We start from the raw sequence: 22967 nt of genomic DNA on the forward strand, positions 1-22967 counted from the left end.
CTGGCATGCCTATCATCCCCGACGAAAAGGACTGGACCTGGGTGCTGACCCGGGCCTGCCCTGAATGCGGTTTCGACGCCTCAACGGTCACCCCGGCCACGGTTCCCGGGACCGTGTCCAACATGCTTCCGCGCTGGCGGGCGGCGCTGCGGCGGCCGGAAGTTGCGGAACGCCCGAACGACGCCACGTGGTCCGTTCTGGAGTACGCATCGCACGTCCGGGACGTCTTCAGCCTTTTCGACCGCCGCCTGAACCTGATGCTGAGCCAGGACAATGCCCGGTTCGAGAACTGGGACCAGGACAGGACGGCGGTGGAGCAGGACTATGCCAACGCGGATCCCGCCGTGGTGAGTGCCGAACTGACGGCCGAGGGTGAGCAGGTGGCTGAGTCGTTTGCCGGCGTGCACGAGGACGAATGGGGCCGGAAGGGTTTGCGGAGCAACGGTTCGGAATTCACGGTGATGACCCTTGCGCAGTACTTCCTGCACGACGTCGTCCATCACCTGCACGACGTCGACGCCTGACAGGTGCGGCAAGCGACCGTTGGCTGCCGGGTCAGTTGCGACCCGCTAGCTCCTTGTCCCATGCCAGGCTCCTGTTGACGGCGGCGTAGCCCATCTTCTCGTAGAGGGCGAGAGCGCCGGTGGGGTTCTCCGAATCAACATCAAGCGAGGCGCGGTCCATTCCGGCCGCGGCGAAGCGGCGCATCGCATCGGCGAGCAGCGCCTGGGCGATGCCCCGGCCACGGTACTCGCGGCGCACGCCCAGCAGGTCCGTGTATCCCTCGCTGTAGCCCCGGGACACCGCACTGTCGGGGTCGTGGCTGGCCAGCTGGTAGCCTGCCACTATTCCGGAGCTGCGGTCCAGGACCACGGCGCTCAGGTCCGGCCTGGCCTGCGGATCATTGACGGTGAATCCCCAGGACTCCTCATCCCGCGGTTCGCTCCCCCAGTGGTCGCGGAAGGCGGCATTGTGGGCCAGCCGGACGTCCTCGCTGAGCTCCGGGCGCATGGTCACCAGGTCCAGCCCGTCGTCGAGCCGCACGGCGGGAAGCTGAACGCCGTCCAGTCGCCGGTGCATCTCGTTGAAGTACCGCACCACGTGGAATCCGGACGTGCGGAGCAGCCGTTGCTGGTGCTCGTGCTGCTGCTCCATGTGGATCCGCAGCCGAGGCACCGGGCGCTGGCGTTCCGGCCCGCTGTCTGTCGGCCCGCTGTCGTCGGTTTCGCTGTCTTCGGCGAAGCGCTGGACGGTCCGCTCGCTGAGCCATCCCAGCAGCGCGGTTCCTATCCCGCGGCGCTGCCAGGCGGGGTCGACGCAGCCGAAGCCGTAGGCCTTGTCACCGTCCTTGTTCTTCGTGATGCGGGCGTAGGCGCGGGGAACCGCACCGGCGTCCAGCACCAGGAGGGTGTTGTCTGCAGGATGGTTCTTTTTCGACTGCAGGATCTGTTCGAGGTCGGCGGCACGCTCGAACCACACGGGCTTTTCCGCCTCAGCCGTCCGGGCGATCAGTGCGGCCCAAGCCTCAGTGTCCGGCTCAGCGGCAGGGCGCCAGTCCAGGCCCGCGTCCGTGAGGGATTTCCGCCAGGATCCGGGCGTCGGAGCGTCGTCGTTCAGCATGGCAACAGGCTAGCTGCCGGCAACGCCCCGCGCCAGAACCGCTCCGGCTCCGGTTGCACTGGAAGACGGGTCCCCGAAACCGGCACCGTTGCCGGCATCCGCCGCGGCGCCCGCCGCCGCATCCAGGTCCAGGCGGCCGTCTGCCGGGTCAATGTCGTCGGGGTTGTGGGTCACCAGGACCACGGTCCGCCCGGCCAGCCCCTGGCGAAGGTCGGCCAGCATCTCCCGGCCTGCCTCGGCGTCGAGGTGTGCCGTGGGCTCATCCAGCAGGATCACGTCGGCCCCGGTCATGAGCGTCCTGGCCACCGCCAGCCGCTGGCGCTCCCCGCCGCTCAGGAACGCACCGCCGGGCCCGATCCGCGTCTCGGAGCCGTGCTCCAGCCGGCGCAGCAGCGGCTCCAGCCCCACGGCGGCCAGGGCGTCAGCCATTTCCTGTTCGGCGTCGCCGGCATTGCCTTCCGGGCGGCCGAGCAGGAGGTTGCCGCGGATGGTTGAATCGAAGAGGTGTGCTTCCTGCGGGCACCACGCGGCGCGCCCGCTGACGGCGATCCGGCCCGAATGCGGCGGCAGGAACCCGAGCATCACGGCCAGCAGGGTGGATTTGCCGGATCCGGACGCTCCCGTCACGGCCAGCCACCGACCGGGCACCGCCGTCGCGGAGACACCGGTGAAGACATCCGGTCCGGACGGCCAGGCTGCGGACAGGGCGTCGAGTTCCAGGCCGGCCAGCGCGCCGGCGCGGGGTGCGACGGGCTCCAGCCCGCCGCCCTGCCGTCCGCGAGTGTCTCCGGCGCGGGGGCCCGCCATGCCGTCATCCTGCGCGTCGGGGGCGTCCAGCACGCCGGCCTCGCTGATCCGGTCAAGGACCAGTCGGAGCGCCGGGTACTGGCGCACCGCCGTCGTCATGGCGGCGTAGGGGTCCACCAGCGCAAGCTGCAGCAGCACCACGACGGCGGCCGTGGCCGGTGCCACGGATCCGTCCATCACCTGCGGCCCGGCCAGCACCGCAGCGGCCAGCGCGGCGGCGCCGCAGGCCAGGACGGTCAGCGCCTGGCCCAGGCCTTCCGCCCACGCGGACCGCTGCGAGGCAACTGTCGCCTCCTTGTCGGCCTCGCCAATCGCGGACAAGACCGGCGCCGCAACACCGTTGGCATGCAGTTCGGCCCTGGCATCCAGCGCTGCGGCGACGTCACGGAGCACGCCGGAACGGAGCCGCTGCTCTGCCTGCGCGGACATCCTGTCCGCCAGCAGCGCTGCCGCCGGCGCGGCTGCCAGGGAAACGACAGCCGCGGCGATCACTGCGGGCAGGGCCACGGGCAGCAGAAGCGCAGTGGCCCCCACGGCGCAGGCGCCCACCGCTACTGCGGTGACGGGCGGCAGGACCACCCGGGGCAGCAGGTCACGGACCGTGTCGACGTCGTCAATCACCGTTCCCAGGACATTGCCGCCCTGCAGGAGCCGGCGCAGCGACAGGGCCCGGCGGCTCAGCGAATCCCACAGCCGGCCGCGCAGCCTGGTGAGCGAGGCGAAAACGGCGTCGTGCAGCAGGAGCCGCTCGGTGTAGCGCAGCACTGCCCTGCCGATGCCGAAGAACCGGACTCCCACAATGGCGGTGAGCAGGTAGAGAATGGGCGGCTGCTCGCTGGCCCGGATGATCAGCCAGCCGGAGAGCCCTGCCAGGGCCACGGCGAACAGCGCCGCAAGGACGCCCACCACGCCCGCTGAGCCGAATTTGACGACCTCCGGCCGCAGGAGCCTGAAAATCCGGGCGGGAGTGTTGCCGCCCGCTTGAGCCGGACCAGGGCTGCTGTCACCTGCGGCAGTGCTGGCTGCGGCGTCTTCTTCGGTTGCGTCTGCACTGGCTTTCGCGGGGGCGGCCAGGACCGCAGCTGCCCGGGCCGCTGTGGGGGTGGCGGCCTGTTCCGCCGCCGGACCCGCCGGCCCCGCATAGGCGCCTGCTGCCACGGCTACCACATGGTCCGCGAGTTCCCGGGTCAGCCGGTCGTGGGCCACGAGCAGGACGGTGGCCCGGCCGCGGAGCTTCAGGATGGATTCATTGACCACGTTGGCGGATTCACGGTCCAGATGGGCGGTGGGTTCATCCAGCAGCAGCAGCGTGGCGCCGGCCTCAATCCGGGCAAGCCCGCGCGCCAGGGCAACCCTGCGCAGCTCCCCCGGGCTGAGCTCGGCAGGATGCTTCCCGGCCAGGTGTCCGGCTCCGGCCGCCTCCAGGCAGCGCTGCGCCTTCCCGGCTGCAGCAGTGGCAGTGGCTGTGGCCGCTGCGCCGTTGGCAGCGCCGTCCGCCAGATACAGCTGCACCTCGGCCCGCACGCTCGTCGCCAGCATGACCGGATGCTGCGGCACCCACGCGACATCCGACGGCGAAAACCCGGCAATGGTTCCGCTCACCGTCGTCCCGCCGCCCGTTCCCACAATTCCGGCCAGGACACCAAGGATGGTGCTCTTGCCGGCCCCGCTGGCGCCGTCGAGGGCGGTGATCAGCCCGGCGGGCGCGTCGAAGCTGAGCGGTCCGACGGCGGGTGCCAGCCGTCCGCCGTACGCCACCATCAGGTTCCTGGCCGTCACTGCCGGAAGGTCCGCGCCGCCGTCGGACGCTTCCCCGCCCGGCAGGCTGCCGTCCTGCGGCCGCAACCGCTGGACTTCGGGGGCGTCCATCACCGCGGTGACCTCGGCCAGGGCGGCACGGCCGTCGTCGCTGGCGTGGTGGGCGGTGCCCAGCTCACGCAGCGGCAGGTAGCAGTCAGGCGCCAGGATCAGGGCAAGCAGGCCGGCCTCAAGTGCCATGTCCCCGTGCACCAGGCGCACGCCGATGAACACGGCCACCACGGCCACAGAGATCGTGGCGATGAGTTCCAGGGCCAGTGCGGAGAGGAAGGCCGTCCGGAGGGTGTCCATGGTGCGGGACCGGTACTGCTCCGAAATGTCCTCCAGCGCCTTCCGCTGGGCAGTGGCGCGGCCCAGGCCCACCAGCACCGGCAGCCCTTTGGCCAGTTCCAGCATGTGTCCCGACAACCGTGCGAGCGCTGATTGGGCAGCCCGGACGCGGTCTTCGGTGTAGCGGCCGATCAGCACCATGAACAGCGGCACCAGAGGCACGGTCAGCACGACGACTACCGCGCTGACCCAGTCGGCGAACAGGATCCTGGCGCCCAGCAGGAGCGGGATGGCGGCGCAGTTGACCAGTGCGGGCAGGAACTGGGTGTAGTAGCTGTCCAGGGCGTCAAGGCCCCGGGTGGCCAGGATGGCCAGGCCGCCGTCGGACGGACCTGCCGCCCGCGTGCCGTTCCGCAGGGCGCGGGCCAGCAGCGCCGCGCGCAGTTCCTCTTTGACCCCGAGTGCGGCCCGGCGCGAGGCCACGCCCTGGGCCCACACAGTCAGGGACCGGAGCGCAACACCGGCCAGCCCCCAGCCCAGCTGGTCGGCCCAGGCCGGACTTTGCGAGACCATCCCGGCCAGCATGGACGCCACTGCCTGTGCCATCAGGACCAGGGACAATGCCTTCAGGGCGGCGAGGAGGCCGAGCCAATAGAGCGCTAGCCGGTTTGCGGGGCCGGCCGGGAACTGCGGTCGCATGTGGTCCTAGTCTTTGGGGGCCAGCGCCCTGGCGGCGATGGCGGGCAGGAAACTGTGGGCTTCGGGGATGTGCGCGGCGCTGACCCGGCGACGGAACACCCAGTACGTCCAGGCCTGGTAAGCCAGCACCAGCGGCAGCCCCACGCAGGCGACGATGGTCATGAGGCCCAGCGTGTAGTCCGAGGATGAGGCGTTGGAGATGGTCAGGTTGAAGTCCGCGTTGAGGGTGGAGGGCAGCACCACCGGGAAGGCCGCCCCGAAGATCGAGGCACTTCCGAGGAGCAGGAACACACCGAGCGACAGGAACGCCTTTCCTTCCAGGCCGTTCCGGCCGAACTGCCAGGCGAACACCGCTGCCACGACGGCCGCGGCAACCGCGGCGACCGTCCAGGCCTCACCGCTGAGGAGCTGGACGCTGATGGCCCAGCCGGCGATGGGGAGCAGCAGCACCGGAAGGAGCCGGACAAACCAGTTGCGGGCCCGGTGCCGGACGTCGCCGTCGGTCTTCAGTGCCAGGAACGCCAGCGCGTGCAGCAGCGAGAAGCAGACGACGGCGAGGCCGCCCAGGACGGCGTAGCCGCTGAACCAGGCGAAGGGTCCGCCCTCGCGGTCACCGTTGGCGTTGAGCGGAAGCCCGGTGGTGGTCAGTGCCAGCGCTGCGCCGACGCCGAAGGCGGCCACGAGGGATCCTGCCGCAATGGCCCAGTCCCACAGCGCGCGCCAGCGGTCAGTGTCCACCTTGCCGCGGTATTCGAAGGCCACGGCACGGAAGATCAGCGCCACGAGGACCAGCAGCAAGGGAAGGTACAGGGCGGAGAACAGCGAGGCGTACCAGAGCGGGAAGGCTGCAAACGTGGCGCCGCCGGCGGTCAGCAGCCAGACCTCATTGCCGTCCCAGACAGGCCCGATCGTGTTGAGCAGGACCCGGCGTTCGGTGTTGTTGCGGGCGAAGAGCTTCATCAGCATGCCGACGCCAAGGTCGAATCCTTCGAGAAAGAGGTATCCCGTCCACAGCACCGCGATGGCGATGAACCAGATGGTGGGCAGCAGTTCCATTGTCGAATTTCCTCTGCGCTTAGTAGGCGAATGCCAGGACGTCGTCGGAGCCGCCGGGCTTGCCGGTACCGGGACCCGGTGTGGCATCCTCGTTCTCATCGACCGGGGCATGGGCGAGTTCGGGCATGGCGGACACCACACCGCCGCGGATGTACTTCACCAGCAGCTTCACCTCCACCACCAGCAGCACGGCGTACACGGCCGTCAGGACCACGAGGGAGGTCAGCAGTTCTCCGGCGGAAACACCGGGTGACACCGCGGCCGCGGTGAACATGAAGACCTGGTCGATGCCGCTGGGATCCGGGTTGGGTGCCACAACGAACGGCTGGCGGCCCATCTCGGTGAAGATCCAGCCGGCGGCGTTTGCGCCGAACGGGGCCATGATGCCGACGACGGCGAGCTGCATCAGCCCGCGGGACGCCGGAACGGTGCCCTTGCGGGTCAGCCAGAGGGCCACGAGTGCTGCGAGGGCTGCCAGGCCGCCGAAGCCGATCATCATCCGGAAGCCCCAGTAGGTCACTTCCATGACCGGGACATACTCGATTTCCTGCCCGGCGCGGTCACCGTAGATGGGGTTGTCCGGGAGGTTGGTTCCGTAGTCGGCCTTGTACTGGTCCAGCAGGCTGTTGACACCCTTCACTTCCGTGGTGAAGTCACCCTTGGCGAGGAAGGACAGGATCCCGGGCACTTCGATGAGCGCCACGATTTCGTCGCAGTTCTTGGAACCGAGGTTTCCGACGCTGAGGATGGAGAAGCCGGTGCCGTCGTGGCACGCGGCCTCGGCGGCAGCCATCTTCATGGGCTGCTGTTCGAACATGAGCTTGCCCTGGAGGTCACCGGTGAGGGCGGTTCCGGCGAAGGAAATCATGGCGACGACGGCGCCGATCCGCAGGGAGCGGATCCAGACCTTGTAGTCGGCCTTGTCCCGGCCGGGGATGTCCGCTTCGCCCGGGATCACCTTGCCGTCGGGGCCCACGGTGTCGATGCCGTCATGGCGGCGGCGCCACAGGTGGTACCAGGCGATGCCCAGCAGGAAGCCGCCTGCCACGGCCAGCGCGCCGAAGAGGGTATGGGGAACCGCGACGAGCGCGGTGTTGTTGGTGAAGACGGCCCACGCATCGGTCATCACCGGGCGGCCGTCGATCATCTCCACGCCCACCGGATGCTGCATCCAGCTGTTGGCCACGATGATGAAGTAGGCGGAGAAGACGGACCCGATCACGGCGATCCAGAGGCAGGCCAGGTGGACGCCGCGCTTGAGCTGCTTCCAGCCGAAGATCCACAGGCCCAGGAAGGTGGACTCGACGAAGAAGGCCAGGAGCGCCTCCAGGGCCAGCGGCGCCCCGAACACATCGCCGACAAAACGGCTGTATTCGCTCCACGCCATCCCGAACTGGAACTCCTGCACGATGCCGGTGGCCACGCCCATGATGAAGTTGATGAGGAACAGCTTCCCCCAGAACTTGGTCATGCGCAGGTATTCCGGCTTGCCGGTGCGGTACCAGACCGTCTGGATGACTGCCACGACGAGGCCCAGGCCGATGGTCAGCGGGACCATCATGAAGTGGTACACGGTGGTGATTCCGAATTGCCAGCGTGCGATTTCCAAAGCGTCCAAGGCAGTCCCTACTTTTGGCTAGGCTTTCATCAGTCCAAGTCTTCTACGCTTCGTAGAAAACTAACTTCTACAGAGTGTAGAACACTTTCGGCATGCAGTGTAACCAACAGTTCCACCGGCCTGAGCCGGTGGCAAGGGCGCGACGCGCCGATTGTTCTACCTCATGTAGAAAGAAAATCCAAAAAGAGGTAAATTTAGAACCTAAGTATTCGCAACCACGTTCCGCGACGGCCGCTCCGGCCCCGCGGATCGGACCTTTAAGAAGGATGTACGGAATGGCAAGTCTTGGTGAACTGGAACGGGCAGTGATGGATCTGCTCTGGGCAGGCCAGGAAGCGGCCACCGCCAACACCCTGAGGGACCTGCTGGCGCAGAGCACCCAGGCCCAGGGCGGCACCGCCGGCCATGAGGGCAAGGATCTCGCCGTGACCACCGTCCTGACCGTGCTCTCCCGCCTGGAGAAGAAGGGGCTCGTGGAACGCGAACGCGGCACCCGCCCCCACCGGTACCAGGCCGTGTCCAGCCGGGCGGACCACACCGCGGAACTCATGCACGAGGTCCTGGGCTCGGCGCCGGACCGTGAAGCCGTGCTCGCCCGGTTCATTGGTTCCGTCACCGAAAGTGAAGCCGAAACACTGCGCAAACTGCTTGGCCACATCTAGCAGCGCATGTTCTGGACCTCATATTTGCTGGCGGTCCTGGCGATAGTCCTGGCGTGGCCGGTGCCTATCCTTCTCTCGCGCGCGCAATGGCCGGCCCGGTCACCGTTCACCGCCATGCTGCTCTGGCAGGCAATCGCCCTCGCCGGCGGCCTGTCCATGATTGGCGCCATGCTGGTCTACGGCCTCGAACCGATCGGTGACAACCTCCTGGCCGGCCTGCGGGGACTGGCCGGCATGGTCCTCTTTAACGCCCCCACCACGGCGCTGGGCTTCTGGCATCTGTTCGCCCTGTCGGCGGCAGCCCTGCTGACGGCCCACCTCGTCTTTACGCTGCTGCTGACCTACTACCGGATCGAACGGCAGCGCCGGCGCCACCGCGAACTCCTGGCCCTCCTGGCGTCCCCCTCCACCGACGGCCCGGGAACCGTGGTCATCAGCCACGATTCCCCCGTGGCCTACTGCCTTCCCGGCGGCGCCCGGTCGGTCACGGTCCTGAGCGACGGCCTGATGGCAGCCCTGGAGCCCGCGGAACTGCGGGCGGTCCTCATTCATGAAAACGCCCACCTGAGCCAGCGCCACCACCTCCTCCTGTGGGCATTCGCGGCCTGGCGCCAGGCCCTCCCCTGGCTTCCCACCACCCGCCTCGCGCAGGAAGCCGTGAGCTCCCTGATCGAAATGCTCGCGGACGACGTCGCTTTGAAGACGGAAAGCAAAGCCACGCTGATCAAAGCCATCGCCATCGTTGCCAGCGGGCCGGCCGGCGCCCCCGGCAGCCAGTTGGACTTCAACGACGCCGGAATGCCGTCAGCAGCGGACGGAATTGTCGACGGCGGCCTCCAGGGTGCGTCCGGCGGCGCCGGTTCGGCCCGGACCACGGCTTCCCGGGTCAGCAGGCTGCTGTCCCCCAAGGAGCCGCTGCCGGCACCGCTGAGGGCGCTGGTCCTGGCGGCCTGCCTGCTGCTGCTGGCGGTCCCCACGGCCCTGCTGATTGTCCCCGGACTGCTCGGGTAGCTGAGCCCGGCCTGTCAGTATCCCACGGCTCGAGTGATCAGGCGTCGATCCGCTCCCGGTCCAAACTTGCAGCTCCGGCAATGATGAAGTCCTTGCGCGGGGCGACGTCGGAGCCCATCAGCAGGTCAAACGTTTCCTCGGCCTGCTTCGCGTTTTCGATCCCCACCTTGCGCAGCGTCCGGTGGCGGGGGTCCATGGTGGTCTCCGCCAGCTGTTCGGCGTCCATTTCACCGAGGCCCTTGTAGCGCTGGATGGGCTCTTTGTAACGCTTGCCTTCCTTGGCCAGCCGGGCCAGCAGGACATGGAGTTCGGCCTCGGAGTAGGTGTAGATCATCTCGTTGGCCTTCTGCCCGGCGTTGATCACCTCCACGCGGTGCAGCGGGGGCACCGCGGCGAACACCCGGCCCTCATCGATCATGGGCCGCATGTAGCGGAAGAAGAGCGTGAGCAGCAGGGTGCGGATGTGGGCCCCGTCCACGTCGGCGTCGGTCATGAGGATCACTTTTCCGTAGCGGGCGGCGGCGATATCGAAGCTCCGCCCGGACCCTGCGCCCACCACCTGGATGAGCGCCGCGCACTCGGCGTTGGAGAGCATGTCACCCACCGAAGCTTTCTGGACGTTCAGGATCTTGCCACGGATCGGCAGCAGCGCCTGGAAGTCCGAGGACCGGGCCAGCTTCGCAGTACCCAGCGCGGAGTCGCCCTCCACGATGAACAGTTCCGAGCGGGCCACGTCGTCGGTGCGGCAGTCCGCAAGTTTGGTGGGCATCGACGATGTCTCCAGCGCGTTCTTCCGGCGCTGGGTCTCCTTGTGGACCCGCGCCGAAATGCGGGACTTCATCTCGCTGACGATTTTTTCCAGGAGCAGCGCGGACTGCGCTTTGTCATTGCGGTTAGCGGAGGTCAGCTTCGCGTTGATTTCCTTTTCCACCACGCGGGCCACGATGGCCCGGACGGCGGACGTGCCCAGGATCTCCTTGGTCTGGCCCTCGAACTGCGGTTCCGCCAGCCGTACGGTCAGCACCGCGGTAAGCCCCGCGAAGATGTCGTCCTTTTCGATCTTGTCGTTGCCGGCCTTGAGCTTGCGGGCATTCGTTTCCACGGCCTTGCGGAAGGTCTTGACCAGTGCCTGCTCGAACCCGGACTGGTGGGTCCCGCCCTTGGGGGTGGAGATGATGTTGACGAAGCTGCGCACGGTGCTGTCGTAGCCGATTCCCCAGCGGAGGGCCACGTCCACTTCACAGTCGCGTTCCACTTCGGCCAGCTGGCTGTGGCCCCGCTCGTCCAGGACCGGTACGGTTTCCTTGAACTTGCCCGAGCCGTGCAGCCGCCAGGTGTCCGTGACAGCAGGATCTGCGGCGAGGAAGTCCACAAACTCGGAGATGCCGCCGTCGTGGTGGAAAACTTCCTCGTGGCCCGCCAGTTCGCCGGGAGTGCCGGGGAGCCGGCGCTGGTCGCGGACCGTCAGCTTGAGGCCCGGAATCAGGAAGGATGTCTGCCGTGCCCGGGCGGCCAGTTCCTCGTAGGAAAATTTGGCGTCCGGAGTGAAGATCTGGCGGTCAGCCCAGTACCGGATCCGGGTGCCGGTCACGCCGCGCTTGGCCTTGCCCACAACGTCCAGGACGGAGTCATTGACGAATGGTTCGAATGGCGCCGCCGGATCAGGCTTGGTCCCCGGATCCTTGAACCGTCCGGGTTCGCCCCTCCGGAAGGACATCCTGTACGTCTTGCCGCCGCGGTCCACTTCCACGTCCAGCCGGGAGGACAGCGCGTTGACCACGGACGCACCCACGCCGTGCAGACCGCCGGACGCTGTATAGGAGCCGCCACCGAACTTTCCGCCCGCGTGCAGTTTGGTGAAGACGACCTCGACGCCGGTCAGTCCGGTCTTGGGCTCAACGTCGATGGGGATGCCGCGTCCGTCGTCGTGGATCTCCACGGAGTTGTCCGCATGCAGGATGATCTGGATATCGTGGCCAAAGCCCGCCAGGGCCTCGTCGACTGAGTTGTCGATGATCTCCCAGAGGCAGTGCATCAGGCCGCGGGAGTCGGTGGAACCGATGTACATGCCCGGGCGCTTGCGGACGGCCTCGAGGCCTTCCAGTACAGACAGGTGCCGGGCAGTGTAATCAGAACTTGGTGCCACGGGTTGTGAACTCCTTCAGTGACGGGACAGCTAAGGCTTTTGACGCTCTTCCTAGGTTAGTCGGCCCGCGCAGGCACGCCCGCCAGCCACTCCATCATCGGCGCTGTCCGGCGGCAGCCGTTACGGAACGGTGATACGCGCACAGCGAAAGTGATCCATCCTTGTCATGGTTTTGCTACGAATGCTGGTTATATAGATATACAGATCTACTAAGGAGGCCGAAAATGACAACAGCAGTTGCGGACCGCACGCTCAACGCACTGGACCGGTGCGATCGTTGCGGAGCACAGGCGTACGTCCGGGTTGTTCTTGAGACCTCCGGCGGGGAGCTGCTCTTCTGCGGCCACCACGCGCGGGCAGTCGAAGCGACGCTCAAGCCGCTGAGCTCCGACTGGCACGACGAGACGGGCCGGCTTCACGAGAAGCCGCCGGTATCGGTGGACTAGCCAACTCTCTGATTGACACAGGGCCCCTCCATAACGGAGGGGCCCTGTTTGTTTGTCCGTTTCCACGCATGCGAGAGGCCCCGCAGACTGACAAGGTCAGTCTGCGGGGCCTTTCGCATGCGGTGCCTAGTCCAGGTAGTCGCGCAGGACCTGTGAACGTGACGGGTGCCGGAGCTTGGACATCGTCTTCGATTCGATCTGGCGGATACGCTCGCGCGTCACACCGTAGACCTTTCCGATTTCGTCTAAAGTCTTCGGCTGTCCGTCGGTGAGGCCGAAGCGCATGGCCACCACTCCGGCTTCGCGCTCGGAGAGTGTGTCCAGCACCGAGTGCAGCTGCTCCTGGAGCAAGGTGAAGCTGACAGCGTCGGCGGGGACAACGGCCTCGGAGTCCTCGATGAGGTCACCGAACTCGGAATCGCCGTCTTCGCCCAGGGGGGTGTGCAGCGAGATGGGCTCGCGGCCGTACTTCTGGACTTCAACAACCTTTTCGGGTGTCATGTCCAGTTCGAGGGCCAGCTCCTCCGGCGTGGGTTCACGCCCGAGGTCCTGCAGCATCTGGCGCTGCACACGGGCCAGCTTGTTGATGACTTCCACCATGTGCACGGGGATGCGGATGGTGCGGGCCTGGTCGGCCATGGCACGGGTGATGGCCTGGCGGATCCACCAGGTGGCATACGTGGAGAACTTGAAGCCCTTGGTGTAATCGAACTTCTCGACCGCACGGATCAGGCCCAGGTTGCCTTCCTGGATCAGGTCAAGGAACAGCATGCCGCGGCCGGTGTAGCGCTTGGCGAGCGACACAACGAGGCGGAGGTTCGCCTCCAGCAGGTGGTTCTTGGCGCGCTTGCCGTCGTGGATGACGAATTCGAGCTCGCGCTTGAGCTTCGGATCCATGGAGCCGTCGTCCGCCGCGATCTTCTCCTCGGCAAACAGGCCGGCCTCAATGCGCAGGGCAAGGTCAACTTCCTGCTCGGCATTCAGCAGCGCAACCTTGCCGATCTGCTTGAGGTAGTCCTTGACGGGGTCGGCCGTGGCACCGGCCGACATGACCTGCTGGACCGGAGCGTCGTCGTCGTCCGCGTCGGAGTAGACAAAGCCTGAGCCGGTGGCTGCGGCGCCTGTCTTGCTGGCGGCTTCCTCCTCGCTCAGCTCCGACGGATCCGGAGCGACGTCGTCCAGATCTTCATCCAGCTCAACGTCCTCTGTATCGTCGTCGGACTTGCCGGCAGCCTCGGCGGCGGCCTTGGCACCGGGCTTGGGTCCGCGCTTCTTGGGCTCGGGTTTTGCCGGGGCGCCGCCCTCGGCTGCCGCAGCCTTATTGGCTGCACGCGTGGCGGCACGCTTGGCGCTCGTCGCCGCCTTCTTCTCCTCAGGGGACAATTCGGCCTGGTCGGCGGGTTCCTTCTTCGCGGAAGACGGGGTCACAGAAAACCTTTCTAGCGGCGGTCTGTGGAATCACCATGCGGGCAACACCACTATGACCCTGTCAAGTCCGTGATTCACATCAGGTGCGATCGCGGCCGGCAGAGTCACTAAGTAGAACTGCCGGAGCTGCCGTAATGTTCCCGTTTCCGGGCACCACTACACGCACTTGATTCACGGACCCAACCGGGTCTCGGCATCCATTGTCTCACGATTTTCCCAATCGGCGCCTCAGTGCGGTCCGCGGACCCGAATGTTTCGGCCGCGCAGCTGCCTGCCGTCGTCGCCCCGCTCCACCGCTCGCCCCGGGGCCCGCCGCTAGGCCGCATCCGTTTCGAACTTCTGCCACGCCGACTCACGGCGCCCGGCCCACCCGCACAGCGTTCCCCGGCTGACCAGTTCCGACAGGAGTTCAGCGAGCCGGTATCCGGGGTGCTCGGCGGCGGCCCGTTCCAGCAGGGCGTGCGCAAACGAACCCCGGCCGCGGCACCACTCAATCCAGCCCCGTCCCGTCAGTGCTGCCGCTCCGCCTTCTCCCCCGCCCGCCGCACCGATCTGCTGCAGCACGCGATCCAGGGCCCTCATCCGGTCCCAGCGCGGCGATGGCGGCGCCAGCCCCAGCAGCACATCCCCGTACCCGGGAGCCGGGAATGTCCCATCGTCCGACCCATCTTCCGCCGGTCCAGCTGCCGACAAAGCGCCAGGAGGCGGTGACACCACCCGCAGGCCGGCGTCCGGCGCGAAGATCCCGAAGTCCTCGGCGCCCTGCTCCGCAGCCAGCCGTCCCGCCGCGCTCATCACCAGCACGGCATCCCGCCAATGGGGTATGCGCAGGGAGGCCCGGAGATACCCGGCCAGCTCGGCCGGCAGGTGCCCCTCCCCTGCCTCGGCGAGCACGCGCTTCCAGACGTCCAGAATTTTGGCGAACTGGGCGCGACTCCCGCGGAGCGAAGCAAATTCAGTGGCCCACTTTTGTTCCGACTCCAGCACGGAATCATCGGCCTCCGCCGCTGCGGGCAAGGCACCCCCCGCGGACGACGGATCCTCGCCCACGCTGCTCCCGCGGAACACCATCTCGGCGTTGAGCCGGCTGTCCCGGATCTCATCCACGGAGCGGCCGGGAAACGGACAACAGGCCGGATCGAAGCAGTAGGCGTTCCGCCAGAAGTCCTCGCCGACGAACCAGGCGTCGCGGACCGGGAGCCCGGATAATTCCAGTTCGACCTCCAGGGCTGTCAGCAGCCTCGCGAGTGTCCCCTCCAACGGCGCCCCTGCGGGGACGCCCTTGGGCCAACTACCCGACCCACCCACCCAACCGTCCTCGCTGAACAGCACCAGGAGGGCGCCGTCGGCGTCGTGGTCCGCTTCAAGGTAGTCCCTGACAGTGCGGGCAAACCGACGCAGCCCCGGATCCGAGTCAAGGTCCGGGAGATCGACGCGGAGCGTGGCACCCAGCCGCTTGCCCTGCATGGTCATGGCTACCAGGCTGTCGGCGGGCCAATAGCCAAGCGAGTGGGGAATGAAGCCCAGGATGTCCTCCGGGCCGGTGATGGTCAGTCGTTCCGGAGTCGGTCGTTCAGGGGCCGCTCGTTCTGGAGATGTCATGCATCCAGACTGGAGCGGCCGGCGCCCCGCGTTAAGAACCAACCCTTGCTATGTGGATATCCGGCACCGCTACTCCCCGCGGCGGCGCTCCAGGTTGCGGCGGCGCTGCTGCGCGAGGGCCGTGAGCAGTGGCGGCACCACGACGCCCTGGGCAGCCATCTGGCGCCGTACCTTCCGGCGGGTCGCGATGATCGCGGCAGCGCCTACTCCGATCAGCACAAACTGGACGCTCAGCGCGATCCGGAACGGGTCGAGGCCGTACAGCTCGCCCCGGGAAAAGCCGGTGGCGTGGAGGACGTCCAGCACTACGCCCACAAGGTAGATGGCAACGAGCGCCGCGATGAATCCGCCCACGTTGACGATTCCCGTAGCGGTTCCAATCCGGTGGGCCGGGTTGAAGGTGCGGGCAAAGTCGAAGCCGATCATGGATCCCGGCCCGCCGATGGCCAGCACCACAACGAGCCCGGCGAGCATCCACAGCGGCGAGCGGCCGGGCATAAGCAGGACGGCAGCCCAGGCAGCGGCCGTGGTGGCTGCAATCAGCAGGACCATTGTGGAGCGCCGGAGGGGGTGCCGGGAGACGAACCTGCCGATCAGCGGACCGGCGGCGATGGCGGCGGCAACGTAGACGGCCATCAGGCCGGAGACCGTAGCGGCGTCGAGGCCCTGGGCGGAAATCAGGAACGGATATCCCCAGGTCATGGCGAACACCGTGCCGCTGAACTGGATGGTGAAGTGGCTCCAGAGTCCCAGCCTTGTGCCGGGCTGCCGCCAGGCGCTGGAAAGTGAGATGCCGGTGGCCCTGAGTCCCTGGCCGGGTTCGGGACCGGCGTGGCCCGGCGGGTGGTCCTTCAGCACGGCCAGCACCAGGACAACGGCGAGCGCGGACATCGCCGCGAGGGTCAGGAAGGCGGGGGTCCAGCCGGCCGAATGGAGGATCAGTGCAAACGGGACCACGCTGAAGAGCTGCCCGAGCTGCCCGGACATTCCTGTCAGCTGGGTGATGAGCGGCACCCTGGCCGGAGCGAACCACAGCGGAATTAGCCGGATCACGGAAATAAAGGTCATCGCGTCCCCGGCGCCCACCAGCACCCGGCCGAGCACGCCGCCGGGAATGTTGTCCGCGAACGCCAACTGGAGCTGGCCGAGGCCCATGAGCACGGCTCCGCCGGCGATCATGGTCCGGGACCCCAGGCGGTCAACGAGTACCCCCACCGGGATCTGGAGCCCCGCATAGACCAGGAGCTGAAGCACCGTAAAGAAGGAGATCTCCGCTGCCGTGGCGTGGAAACGCTCGGTCGCTTCAAGGCCCACGACGCCAAAGGACGTGCGCTGGCTGACCGCAACAAGATACGCGAATATACCGACGGTCCAGATGAGCCAGGCGCGCGGTGCAGTCACGTCTCCATTATGCCCGTTGCCGGGATAAGTCCTATTTATTGACGGCGCTACTGGCCGGGCTCTTCCCGGGCGAGGTAGGCCTCCACCGCCGCGCCGAGCGCATCAGCGTTGGGCAGCTCATCGTTTTCATCCGCCAGCAGGGAACGGCGCACTGTACCCTCCGCTTTCTCGTCATAACGGGTCTCGAGGCGTGAAACCACCTGCTGCACTTCTTCCGAAGCCTCAAGCTGCTCTGCGATCTGGCGGCCGACTTCACGGCCGGACTCCCGGAGCCGGTCCGTCGGCAGCATCAGCGAGGCGGCCGCACCAAGATACTCGAGTCCTGCCACGGCCGCGTTGGGGTATTCCGCTTCGGCGAGGTAGTGCGGGACATGGATCACGTACCCGGCGATGTTGCGGCCGGCTTCGGTGAGGCGCAGTTCAAGGATGTGGCCCACCGCGGCGGGGACCTCCACCGTTGGCTTCCAGACTGAAATACCTTCAATGAGCTCCGGCCGGTTGCCGTGGACAGTGACGCCCACGGGCCTGGTGTGGGGAACGGGCATGGGGATCGAGTGGATCCATGTCACGAGGTTCACGTCGAGGTGCTCCACGATCCGGACGACGGCGCGGGCGAACCGCTCCCACTGGAGGTCGGGTTCGAAGCCGGCCAGGAACAGGAACGGCTTCCCCAGCCCGTCGACCAGCCGGTAAAGGGCAAGGGTGGGTGCCTGGTAGTCCTGGAGGTGGTCCTCCACAAACGTGACGTGCGGACGGCGCGAGCGGTAGTCCATCAGCTGGTCGGCGTCGAAGACTGCCACGACCTGCGAGTCCAGCGTGTCCAGCAGTTCGGCAGTAATCTGCTTGACCACATGGCCGGCGTCCGCGAAGCCCGTGAATCCCATCACGAGATTGAGCCCGCGGAGGGCCGGGTCGTCGAACAGCTCGGCGTTGCTCACGTAAAGAGCGTCGGGGTCCAGCAGGGAGCCGGAAATCCGTTCAAGCACGGCATGTTCCTTTCGAAGTGGCGGCGGAGGCGGGATCGGCAGCGCTATGGGCGGAGTGATCCGGGCAGATCCGCCGGATATGTCCTACAACGCACCGGCCGTGCGAAGCATTCCGGCACGGCTCCGCATCAGGGCAATGTGCTGCAGGTCTCATCAAATTCAGCGCCGCCGGTGCGGAGAGACTACGATCGGAACTGGCCCTACGGACGGCCTTGCAGACACCGGGTTGCGTCTCAAGCCGACGACGGCCCGTTCCCATGGCGGGGCGCCCAACATGCGCTTCCTGCCGAAAATCACAGAGAATTGAGGACTGATCCTCGTGGTCAAGAATACTGAAATCAAACTTAGCGTCATTGCGCGTGACGTTAAGAAGACACCGACGGACGCCCTGGTCGTTGGAGTCGCCCAGGGTCCGGACGGTCCGGTGCTGCTGGACAACCCGCTGTCGGCCAAGTCCGCCGAGGCCGTCGCGGAGTCCTTGAAGGTTCTTGGCCTCACCGGCGCGGCCGACCAGGTGCACAGGCTGCCGGGCCTTCCGGAAGCAGGCGCCTCCGTCCTGGTACTCGCCGGAGTGGGCAAGCCCGGCGCCGGACGCAAACTCACCGAAGAGGCGCTGCGGCGCGCCGCCGGCTCCGCCGTCCGCCAACTGGCCGGTCTCACCACCGTGACACTGGCGCTTCCGACGGCGTCCCTCGCCGACGTCGCGGCCATCGCCGAGGGCGCCGCCATGGGCTCGTACTCGTTCAGCGAGTACAAGTCAGCAGCCAACGGCCGCAAGGAGCCGGTCAAGAACGTGGTGATTTTCACGGATTTCGCCGCTGACAAGGACCTGCAGCCGGTCCTTAACCGTTCGGCCCTGATCGGTAAGGCCGTCAACGCCACCCGTTCCCTGGTCAACCAGCCGCCGAGCCATCTGTTCCCTGAGTCCTTTGCCGACGCCGCCAAGGAACTCTCCAAGGGCCTGCCGGTCAAGGTCACCGTCTGGGACGAGAAGCGCCTCGAGAAGGAGGGCTTCGGCGGGATCATGGGTGTCGGCAAGGGATCCACCAGGCAGCCGCGCCTGGTCAAGGTGGAGTACGCGCCGGCGAAGGCTACCGCCAAGATCGCGCTTGTGGGCAAGGGCATCACCTTCGACACCGGCGGCATCTCGATCAAGCCCGCCCTCGGCATGGGTGACATGAAGAGCGATATGGCGGGCGCCGCCGTCGTACTTAACACCGTGCTGGCGATCGCAGGCCTTGGCCTTCCCGTTAAGGCGACCGCGTGGCTGTGCATTGCCGAAAACATGCCTTCCGGCGCCGCGCAGCGCCCGGCGGACGTCCTGACCATGTTCGGCGGCAAAACCGTCGAGGTACTTAATACGGATGCCGAGGGCCGGCTGGTCATGGCCGACGGCATCGTGGCCGCCAGCCAGGAGTACCCGGACGCCATCATCGACGTCGCCACCCTCACGGGTGCACAGCTGATCGCGCTCGGCAACCGCACGGCCGGCGTCATGGGCTCGGACAGCGTGACCGGACCGCTCAAGTCCGCGGCGGACCGCGCCGGCGAGCTGGTGTGGCCGATGCCCCTGCCGGAAGAGCTCCGCGCGAGCATTGATTCCGAGGTTGCGGACCTGGCCAACATCGGCGAACGCCACGGCGGCATGATGACCGCTGCGGTGTTCCTGCGCGAGTTCGTCGGCAAGGGCAAGGACGGCGAGCAGATCCCGTGGGCCCACATCGACATCGCCGGCCCGTCCTTCAACAACGGCAGCCCCTACGGCTACACCCCCAAGCAGGGCACCGGCTGCACTGTCCGTACCCTGGTGGCCTACGTCGAAGACGTCCTGGCGGCCTCCGTTTAACCGGCTCCGCCTCACCGGCCCTCCGCAGGGCCGGTGAGGCGGTCCGCGGCTTTGTGGCGGGTCATGATCCCTCCGCCACAAAGCCGCGTGACACTGGACACAAGCGCTCCACAAACACCGTGACAAGGTGGAGCATGGATAAGTGGTTCGCTAAGGTGAACTGCGGTAGTCACAAATGCAAGAGAACCGGCCTGCTGGCATAATCACGGCAGAGCAAGTTCCAAGACCAGATGATGCGTACTCTCGTGTCATCGTTCACGCGAGGGAGCGTCTAAGTGGCCGATCAGGCAACTGCGCAAGAATTCGACATCCTGGTACTCGGCGGTGGCAGCGGCGGATACGCCACGGCCCTCCGCGCCGTTCAGCTTGGGCTCACTGTGGGCCTCGTGGAGAAGGGGAAGCTCGGCGGCACCTGCCTGCACAACGGCTGCATCCCCACCAAGGCGCTCCTGCACTCCGCGGAGCTCGCCGACCACGCCCGCGATTCCGCGAAGTACGGCGTCAACGTCACGCTGGACAGCATAGACATGTCCGCTGTCAATGCTTACAAAGACGGCATCATCGCCGGCAAGTTCAAGGGCCTCCAGGGCCTGATCAAGTCCAAGGGCATCACCGTCATTGAAGGTGAGGGCAAGCTGCAGGGCACCGACACCGTCGTCGTGAACGGCACTGCCTACAAGGGCAAGAACATTGTCCTCGCCACGGGTTCCTACTCCCGCACCCTGCCGGGCCTGGAAATCGGCGGCAAGGTCATCACCTCCGACGAAGCCCTCGTCATGGACACCATCCCCAAGAGCGCCATCATCCTGGGCGGCGGCGTGATCGGCGTCGAGTTCGCTTCAGTCTGGAAGTCCTTCGGCGTTGACGTCACCATCGTTGAAGGCCTGCCGTCCCTGGTCCCCAACGAGGACGCTGCGATCGTCAAGAACTTCGAGCGCGCCTTCAAGAAGCGCGGCATCAAGTTCTCCACCGGCGTCTTCTTCCAGGGCGTTGAGCAGAACAACGACGGCGTCAAGGTCACCCTGGTTGACGGCAAGACCTTCGAAGCCGACCTGCTCCTTGTGGCAGTAGGCCGCGGACCGGTCACCGCCAACCTCGGCTACGAAGAAGCCGGCATCACCATCGACCGCGGCTTCGTTATCACCAACGAACGCCTGCACACCGGCGTCGGCAATGTCTACGCCGTGGGCGACATCGTCCCCGGCGTCCAGCTGGCGCACCGCGGCTACCAGCAGGGCATTTTCGTGGCGGAGGAGATCGCGGGCCTGAAGCCGGTCATCGTTGAGGACGTCAACATCCCCAAGGTCACCTACTCCGAGCCTGAGATCGCCACTGTCGGCTACACCGAGAAGGCCGCCAAGGAAAAGTTCGGCGACGACCAGGTGGAAACCCAGGAGTACAACCTGGCCGGCAACGGCAAGAGCTCGATCCTCGGCACCGGCGGCATCGTCAAGCTGGTCCGGCAGAAGGACGGTCCCGTGGTGGGCGTCCACATGATCGGTTCCCGCATGGGCGAGCAGATCGGCGAAGCACAGCTGATCGTGAACTGGGAGGCCTACCCGGAGGACGTGGCACAGCTGCTGCACGCCCACCCCACCCAGAACGAGGCCCTCGGCGAGGCCCACCTTGCCCTCGCGGGCAAAGCCCTCCACGGCTAGAAATTCCGCCCGCACCACCGCAAGAACCCTGAGCTTAGTGCACCCGGCCCGATCCGCAGGGTGCACTAAGCTCGAACACGGCAGCAATCATCCGCACTAAAGATCAATAAGGAGAACGGGGACGACATGTCTGAATCCGTTAACTTGCCCGCCCTCGGTGAGAGTGTCACCGAAGGAACCGTCACCCGCTGGCTCAAGCAGGTAGGTGACCGGGTAGAGGTGGACGAGCCGCTGCTCGAGGTTTCCACCGACAAAGTAGACACCGAAATCCCCTCTCCGATTGCTGGCGTGATTGAGGAAATCCTCGTCGCCGAAGATGAGACCGCCGAAGTCGGCGCCCCGCTCGTCCGCATTGGTGACGGCTCCGGTTCCGCCGGCGCTTCCGAAGAAGCTGCTCCTGCCGAGGCTGCGCCCGCCGCAGAAGAAGCACCGGCCGAAGAAGCCCCCGCCGCCGAGGAAGCCCCCTCCACCGAGGCTGCCGCACCGGCTGAAGCCCCGGCTGCCGAGGCAGCCCCCGCCGCTTCCGGCGAAAGCCACGAAGTAACCCTTCCCGCCCTCGGCGAGTCCGTCACCGAAGGCACCGTCACCCGCTGGCTCAAGGCCGTCGGCGACTCCGTCGAGGTTGACGAACCCCTCCTCGAGGTATCCACCGACAAGGTGGACACCGAGATCCCGTCGCCGGTTGCCGGCACGCTGCAGGAAATCCGCGTCAACGAGGACGAGACCGCCGAAGTCGGATCCGTCCTTGCCGTGATCGGCTCCGGTGCTGCCGCCCCGGCCGCCGCACCGGCAGCACCGGCTCCCAAGCAGGAAGCGCCCGCAGCCGAGGCCCCCAAGCAGGAAGCTCCTGCTGCTGCACCCGCAGCCCCGGCAGCGGCCCCCGCCAAGGAAGAAGCACCGGCTGCTCCCAAGCAGGAAGCCCCGGCAGCAGAATCCGCAGCACCGGCCGAGTCAGGCTATGTCACTCCCCTGGTGCGCAAGCTCGCCAACCAGCAGGGCGTGGACATCTCCTCGCTGACCGGCACCGGTGTGGGTGGCCGCATCCGCAAGCAGGACGTGCTGGCCGCCGCTGAAGCCAAGGCCGCTCCCGCTGCTGCGGCACCGGCTCCGGCTGCATCCAAGCAGGAAACGCCTTCCGCAGCCGCCTCGTCACTGCGCGGCACCGTACAGAAGGCACCGCGCATCCGCCAGGTCATCGCCCGCCGCATGCGTGAGTCCCTGGACATCTCCACGCAGCTGACGCAGGTCCACGAAGTGGACATGACGAAGATCGCCAAGCTGCGCGTCAAGGCCAAGAACTCGTTCCAGGCCCAGAACGGTGTGAAGCTGACCTTCCTGCCGTTCATCGCCAAGGCAGTCGCCGAAGCGCTGAAGCAGCACCCGAAGGTGAACGCGGCCTACGACGAAGACAAGCAGGAAATCACCTACCACAATGCCGAGCACCTGGCCATCGCCGTGGACACGGACAAGGGCCTGCTGGTTCCGGTCATCTCCGACGCCGGCAGCCTGAACCTCGCCGGCCTCGCCGGCAAGATCGCAGATGTCGCAAGCCGCACCCGCGACGGCAAGATCGGCCCGGACGAGCTGTCCGGCGGAACGTTCAGCATCACCAACATCGGTTCTGTCGGCGCACTGTTCGACACCCCGATCATCAACCAGCCGCAGGTAGGCATCCTGGGCACCGGTGCGATCGTCAAGCGCCCTGTGGTGGTCACTGACGAAAACGGCGACGACTCGATCGCCATCCGCTCCATGATGTACCTCTCCCTGACGTACGACCACCGACTGGTGGATGGCGCCGACGCAGGACGCTTCCTGCAAACCCTCAAGGCCCGCCTTGAGGCCGGCGCCTTCGAGGCGGACCTGGGGCTCTAAGCTCCAGCAGGGCAACCA

General features: G+C 66.8%; 16 protein-coding genes. 7 read left to right on the plus strand and 9 right to left on the minus strand.

All coding sequences use genetic code 11. The features are described 5' to 3' along the window. Nucleotides 1-5 precede the first annotated feature (5 nt). On the plus strand, nucleotides 6-524 hold the full coding sequence (locus tag RW112_RS12470) for a DinB family protein (protein ID WP_317782044.1): 519 nt from the start codon (nucleotides 6-8) through the stop codon (nucleotides 522-524). A 31-nt stretch (nucleotides 525-555) separates the two neighbouring features. Here the strand turns inward: RW112_RS12470 and RW112_RS12475 are convergent, their stop codons facing one another. From RW112_RS12475 to RW112_RS12490, 4 genes are read right to left on the minus strand one after another with little or no spacing between them, the layout of a single operon-like run. Beyond that, nucleotides 556-1620, minus strand: a complete 1065-nt coding sequence (locus tag RW112_RS12475) for a GNAT family N-acetyltransferase (protein ID WP_317782046.1) — start codon at nucleotides 1618-1620, stop codon at nucleotides 556-558. Nucleotides 1621-1629: 9 nt separating this feature from the next. Continuing rightward, complete coding sequence (gene cydD / locus RW112_RS12480; protein WP_317782048.1) at nucleotides 1630-5214, minus strand: thiol reductant ABC exporter subunit CydD; 3585 nt, start codon at nucleotides 5212-5214, stop codon at nucleotides 1630-1632. 6 nt (nucleotides 5215-5220) lie between these two features. Continuing rightward, nucleotides 5221-6270: a cytochrome d ubiquinol oxidase subunit II gene (cydB, locus tag RW112_RS12485; protein WP_305940555.1), complete on the minus strand. Its 1050-nt coding sequence runs from the start codon at nucleotides 6268-6270 to the stop codon at nucleotides 5221-5223. A gap of 19 nt (nucleotides 6271-6289) precedes the next feature. Then, nucleotides 6290-7888, minus strand: a complete 1599-nt coding sequence (locus RW112_RS12490; RefSeq protein ID WP_317782050.1) for a cytochrome ubiquinol oxidase subunit I — start codon at nucleotides 7886-7888, stop codon at nucleotides 6290-6292. A gap of 275 nt (nucleotides 7889-8163) precedes the next feature. On the opposite strand from RW112_RS12490, the gene RW112_RS12495 reads away from it, so the two are divergent. Then, nucleotides 8164-8550, plus strand: coding sequence for a BlaI/MecI/CopY family transcriptional regulator (locus RW112_RS12495; RefSeq protein WP_011691481.1), 387 nt, complete (start codon nucleotides 8164-8166; stop codon nucleotides 8548-8550). A 6-nt stretch (nucleotides 8551-8556) separates the two neighbouring features. Beyond that, entirely contained in the window at nucleotides 8557-9561 is a 1005-nt protein-coding gene (locus RW112_RS12500; RefSeq protein ID WP_317782052.1) for a M56 family metallopeptidase, read from the plus strand. Nucleotides 9562-9598: 37 nt separating this feature from the next. On the opposite strand, the gene RW112_RS12505 is transcribed toward RW112_RS12500, so the two are convergent. Continuing rightward, complete coding sequence (locus RW112_RS12505) at nucleotides 9599-11707, minus strand: DNA topoisomerase IV subunit B (RefSeq protein WP_317782054.1); 2109 nt, start codon at nucleotides 11705-11707, stop codon at nucleotides 9599-9601. Between the two features lie 224 nt (nucleotides 11708-11931). Between RW112_RS12505 and RW112_RS12510 the strand changes: the two genes are divergently transcribed. Continuing rightward, entirely contained in the window at nucleotides 11932-12153 is a 222-nt protein-coding gene (locus RW112_RS12510) for a hypothetical protein (protein WP_305940551.1), read from the plus strand. A 126-nt stretch (nucleotides 12154-12279) separates the two neighbouring features. Here RW112_RS12510 and RW112_RS12515 read toward each other — a convergent pair whose 3' ends face one another. From RW112_RS12515 to RW112_RS12530, 4 genes are all read right to left on the minus strand, one after another. Continuing rightward, nucleotides 12280-13581 (minus strand): RNA polymerase sigma factor, encoded by a 1302-nt coding sequence (locus RW112_RS12515; protein WP_317782056.1) that lies wholly within the window; start codon nucleotides 13579-13581, stop codon nucleotides 12280-12282. 315 nt (nucleotides 13582-13896) lie between these two features. After that, nucleotides 13897-15183 carry a DUF4192 family protein gene (locus tag RW112_RS12520; RefSeq protein ID WP_317782058.1) on the minus strand — a complete coding sequence of 429 codons (1287 nt, stop codon included), beginning with the start codon at nucleotides 15181-15183 and terminating at the stop codon, nucleotides 13897-13899. A 69-nt stretch (nucleotides 15184-15252) separates the two neighbouring features. Continuing rightward, nucleotides 15253-16584 (minus strand): MFS transporter, encoded by a 1332-nt coding sequence (locus tag RW112_RS12525; protein ID WP_317782059.1) that lies wholly within the window; start codon nucleotides 16582-16584, stop codon nucleotides 15253-15255. A gap of 47 nt (nucleotides 16585-16631) precedes the next feature. Beyond that, complete coding sequence (locus RW112_RS12530; protein WP_305940547.1) at nucleotides 16632-17570, minus strand: proteasome assembly chaperone family protein; 939 nt, start codon at nucleotides 17568-17570, stop codon at nucleotides 16632-16634. A gap of 319 nt (nucleotides 17571-17889) precedes the next feature. Here RW112_RS12530 and RW112_RS12535 point away from each other — a divergent pair, with 319 nt between their 5' ends. The 3 genes from RW112_RS12535 (at nucleotide 17890) to sucB (ending at nucleotide 22949) form a co-directional block, all read left to right on the plus strand. Next, nucleotides 17890-19416: a leucyl aminopeptidase gene (locus tag RW112_RS12535; protein ID WP_317782060.1), complete on the plus strand. Its 1527-nt coding sequence runs from the start codon at nucleotides 17890-17892 to the stop codon at nucleotides 19414-19416. Between the two features lie 275 nt (nucleotides 19417-19691). Continuing rightward, nucleotides 19692-21074 (plus strand): dihydrolipoyl dehydrogenase, encoded by a 1383-nt coding sequence (lpdA, locus tag RW112_RS12540; RefSeq protein WP_317782062.1) that lies wholly within the window; start codon nucleotides 19692-19694, stop codon nucleotides 21072-21074. Between the two features lie 126 nt (nucleotides 21075-21200). Further along, nucleotides 21201-22949 carry a 2-oxoglutarate dehydrogenase, E2 component, dihydrolipoamide succinyltransferase gene (gene sucB / locus RW112_RS12545; protein ID WP_317782064.1) on the plus strand — a complete coding sequence of 583 codons (1749 nt, stop codon included), beginning with the start codon at nucleotides 21201-21203 and terminating at the stop codon, nucleotides 22947-22949. Nucleotides 22950-22967: the final 18 nt, after the last annotated feature.

Origin of the sequence: Arthrobacter sp. B10-11, from assembly GCF_033142195.1 — a bacterium.
Classification (GTDB): domain Bacteria; phylum Actinomycetota; class Actinomycetes; order Actinomycetales; family Micrococcaceae; genus Arthrobacter; species Arthrobacter oryzae_C.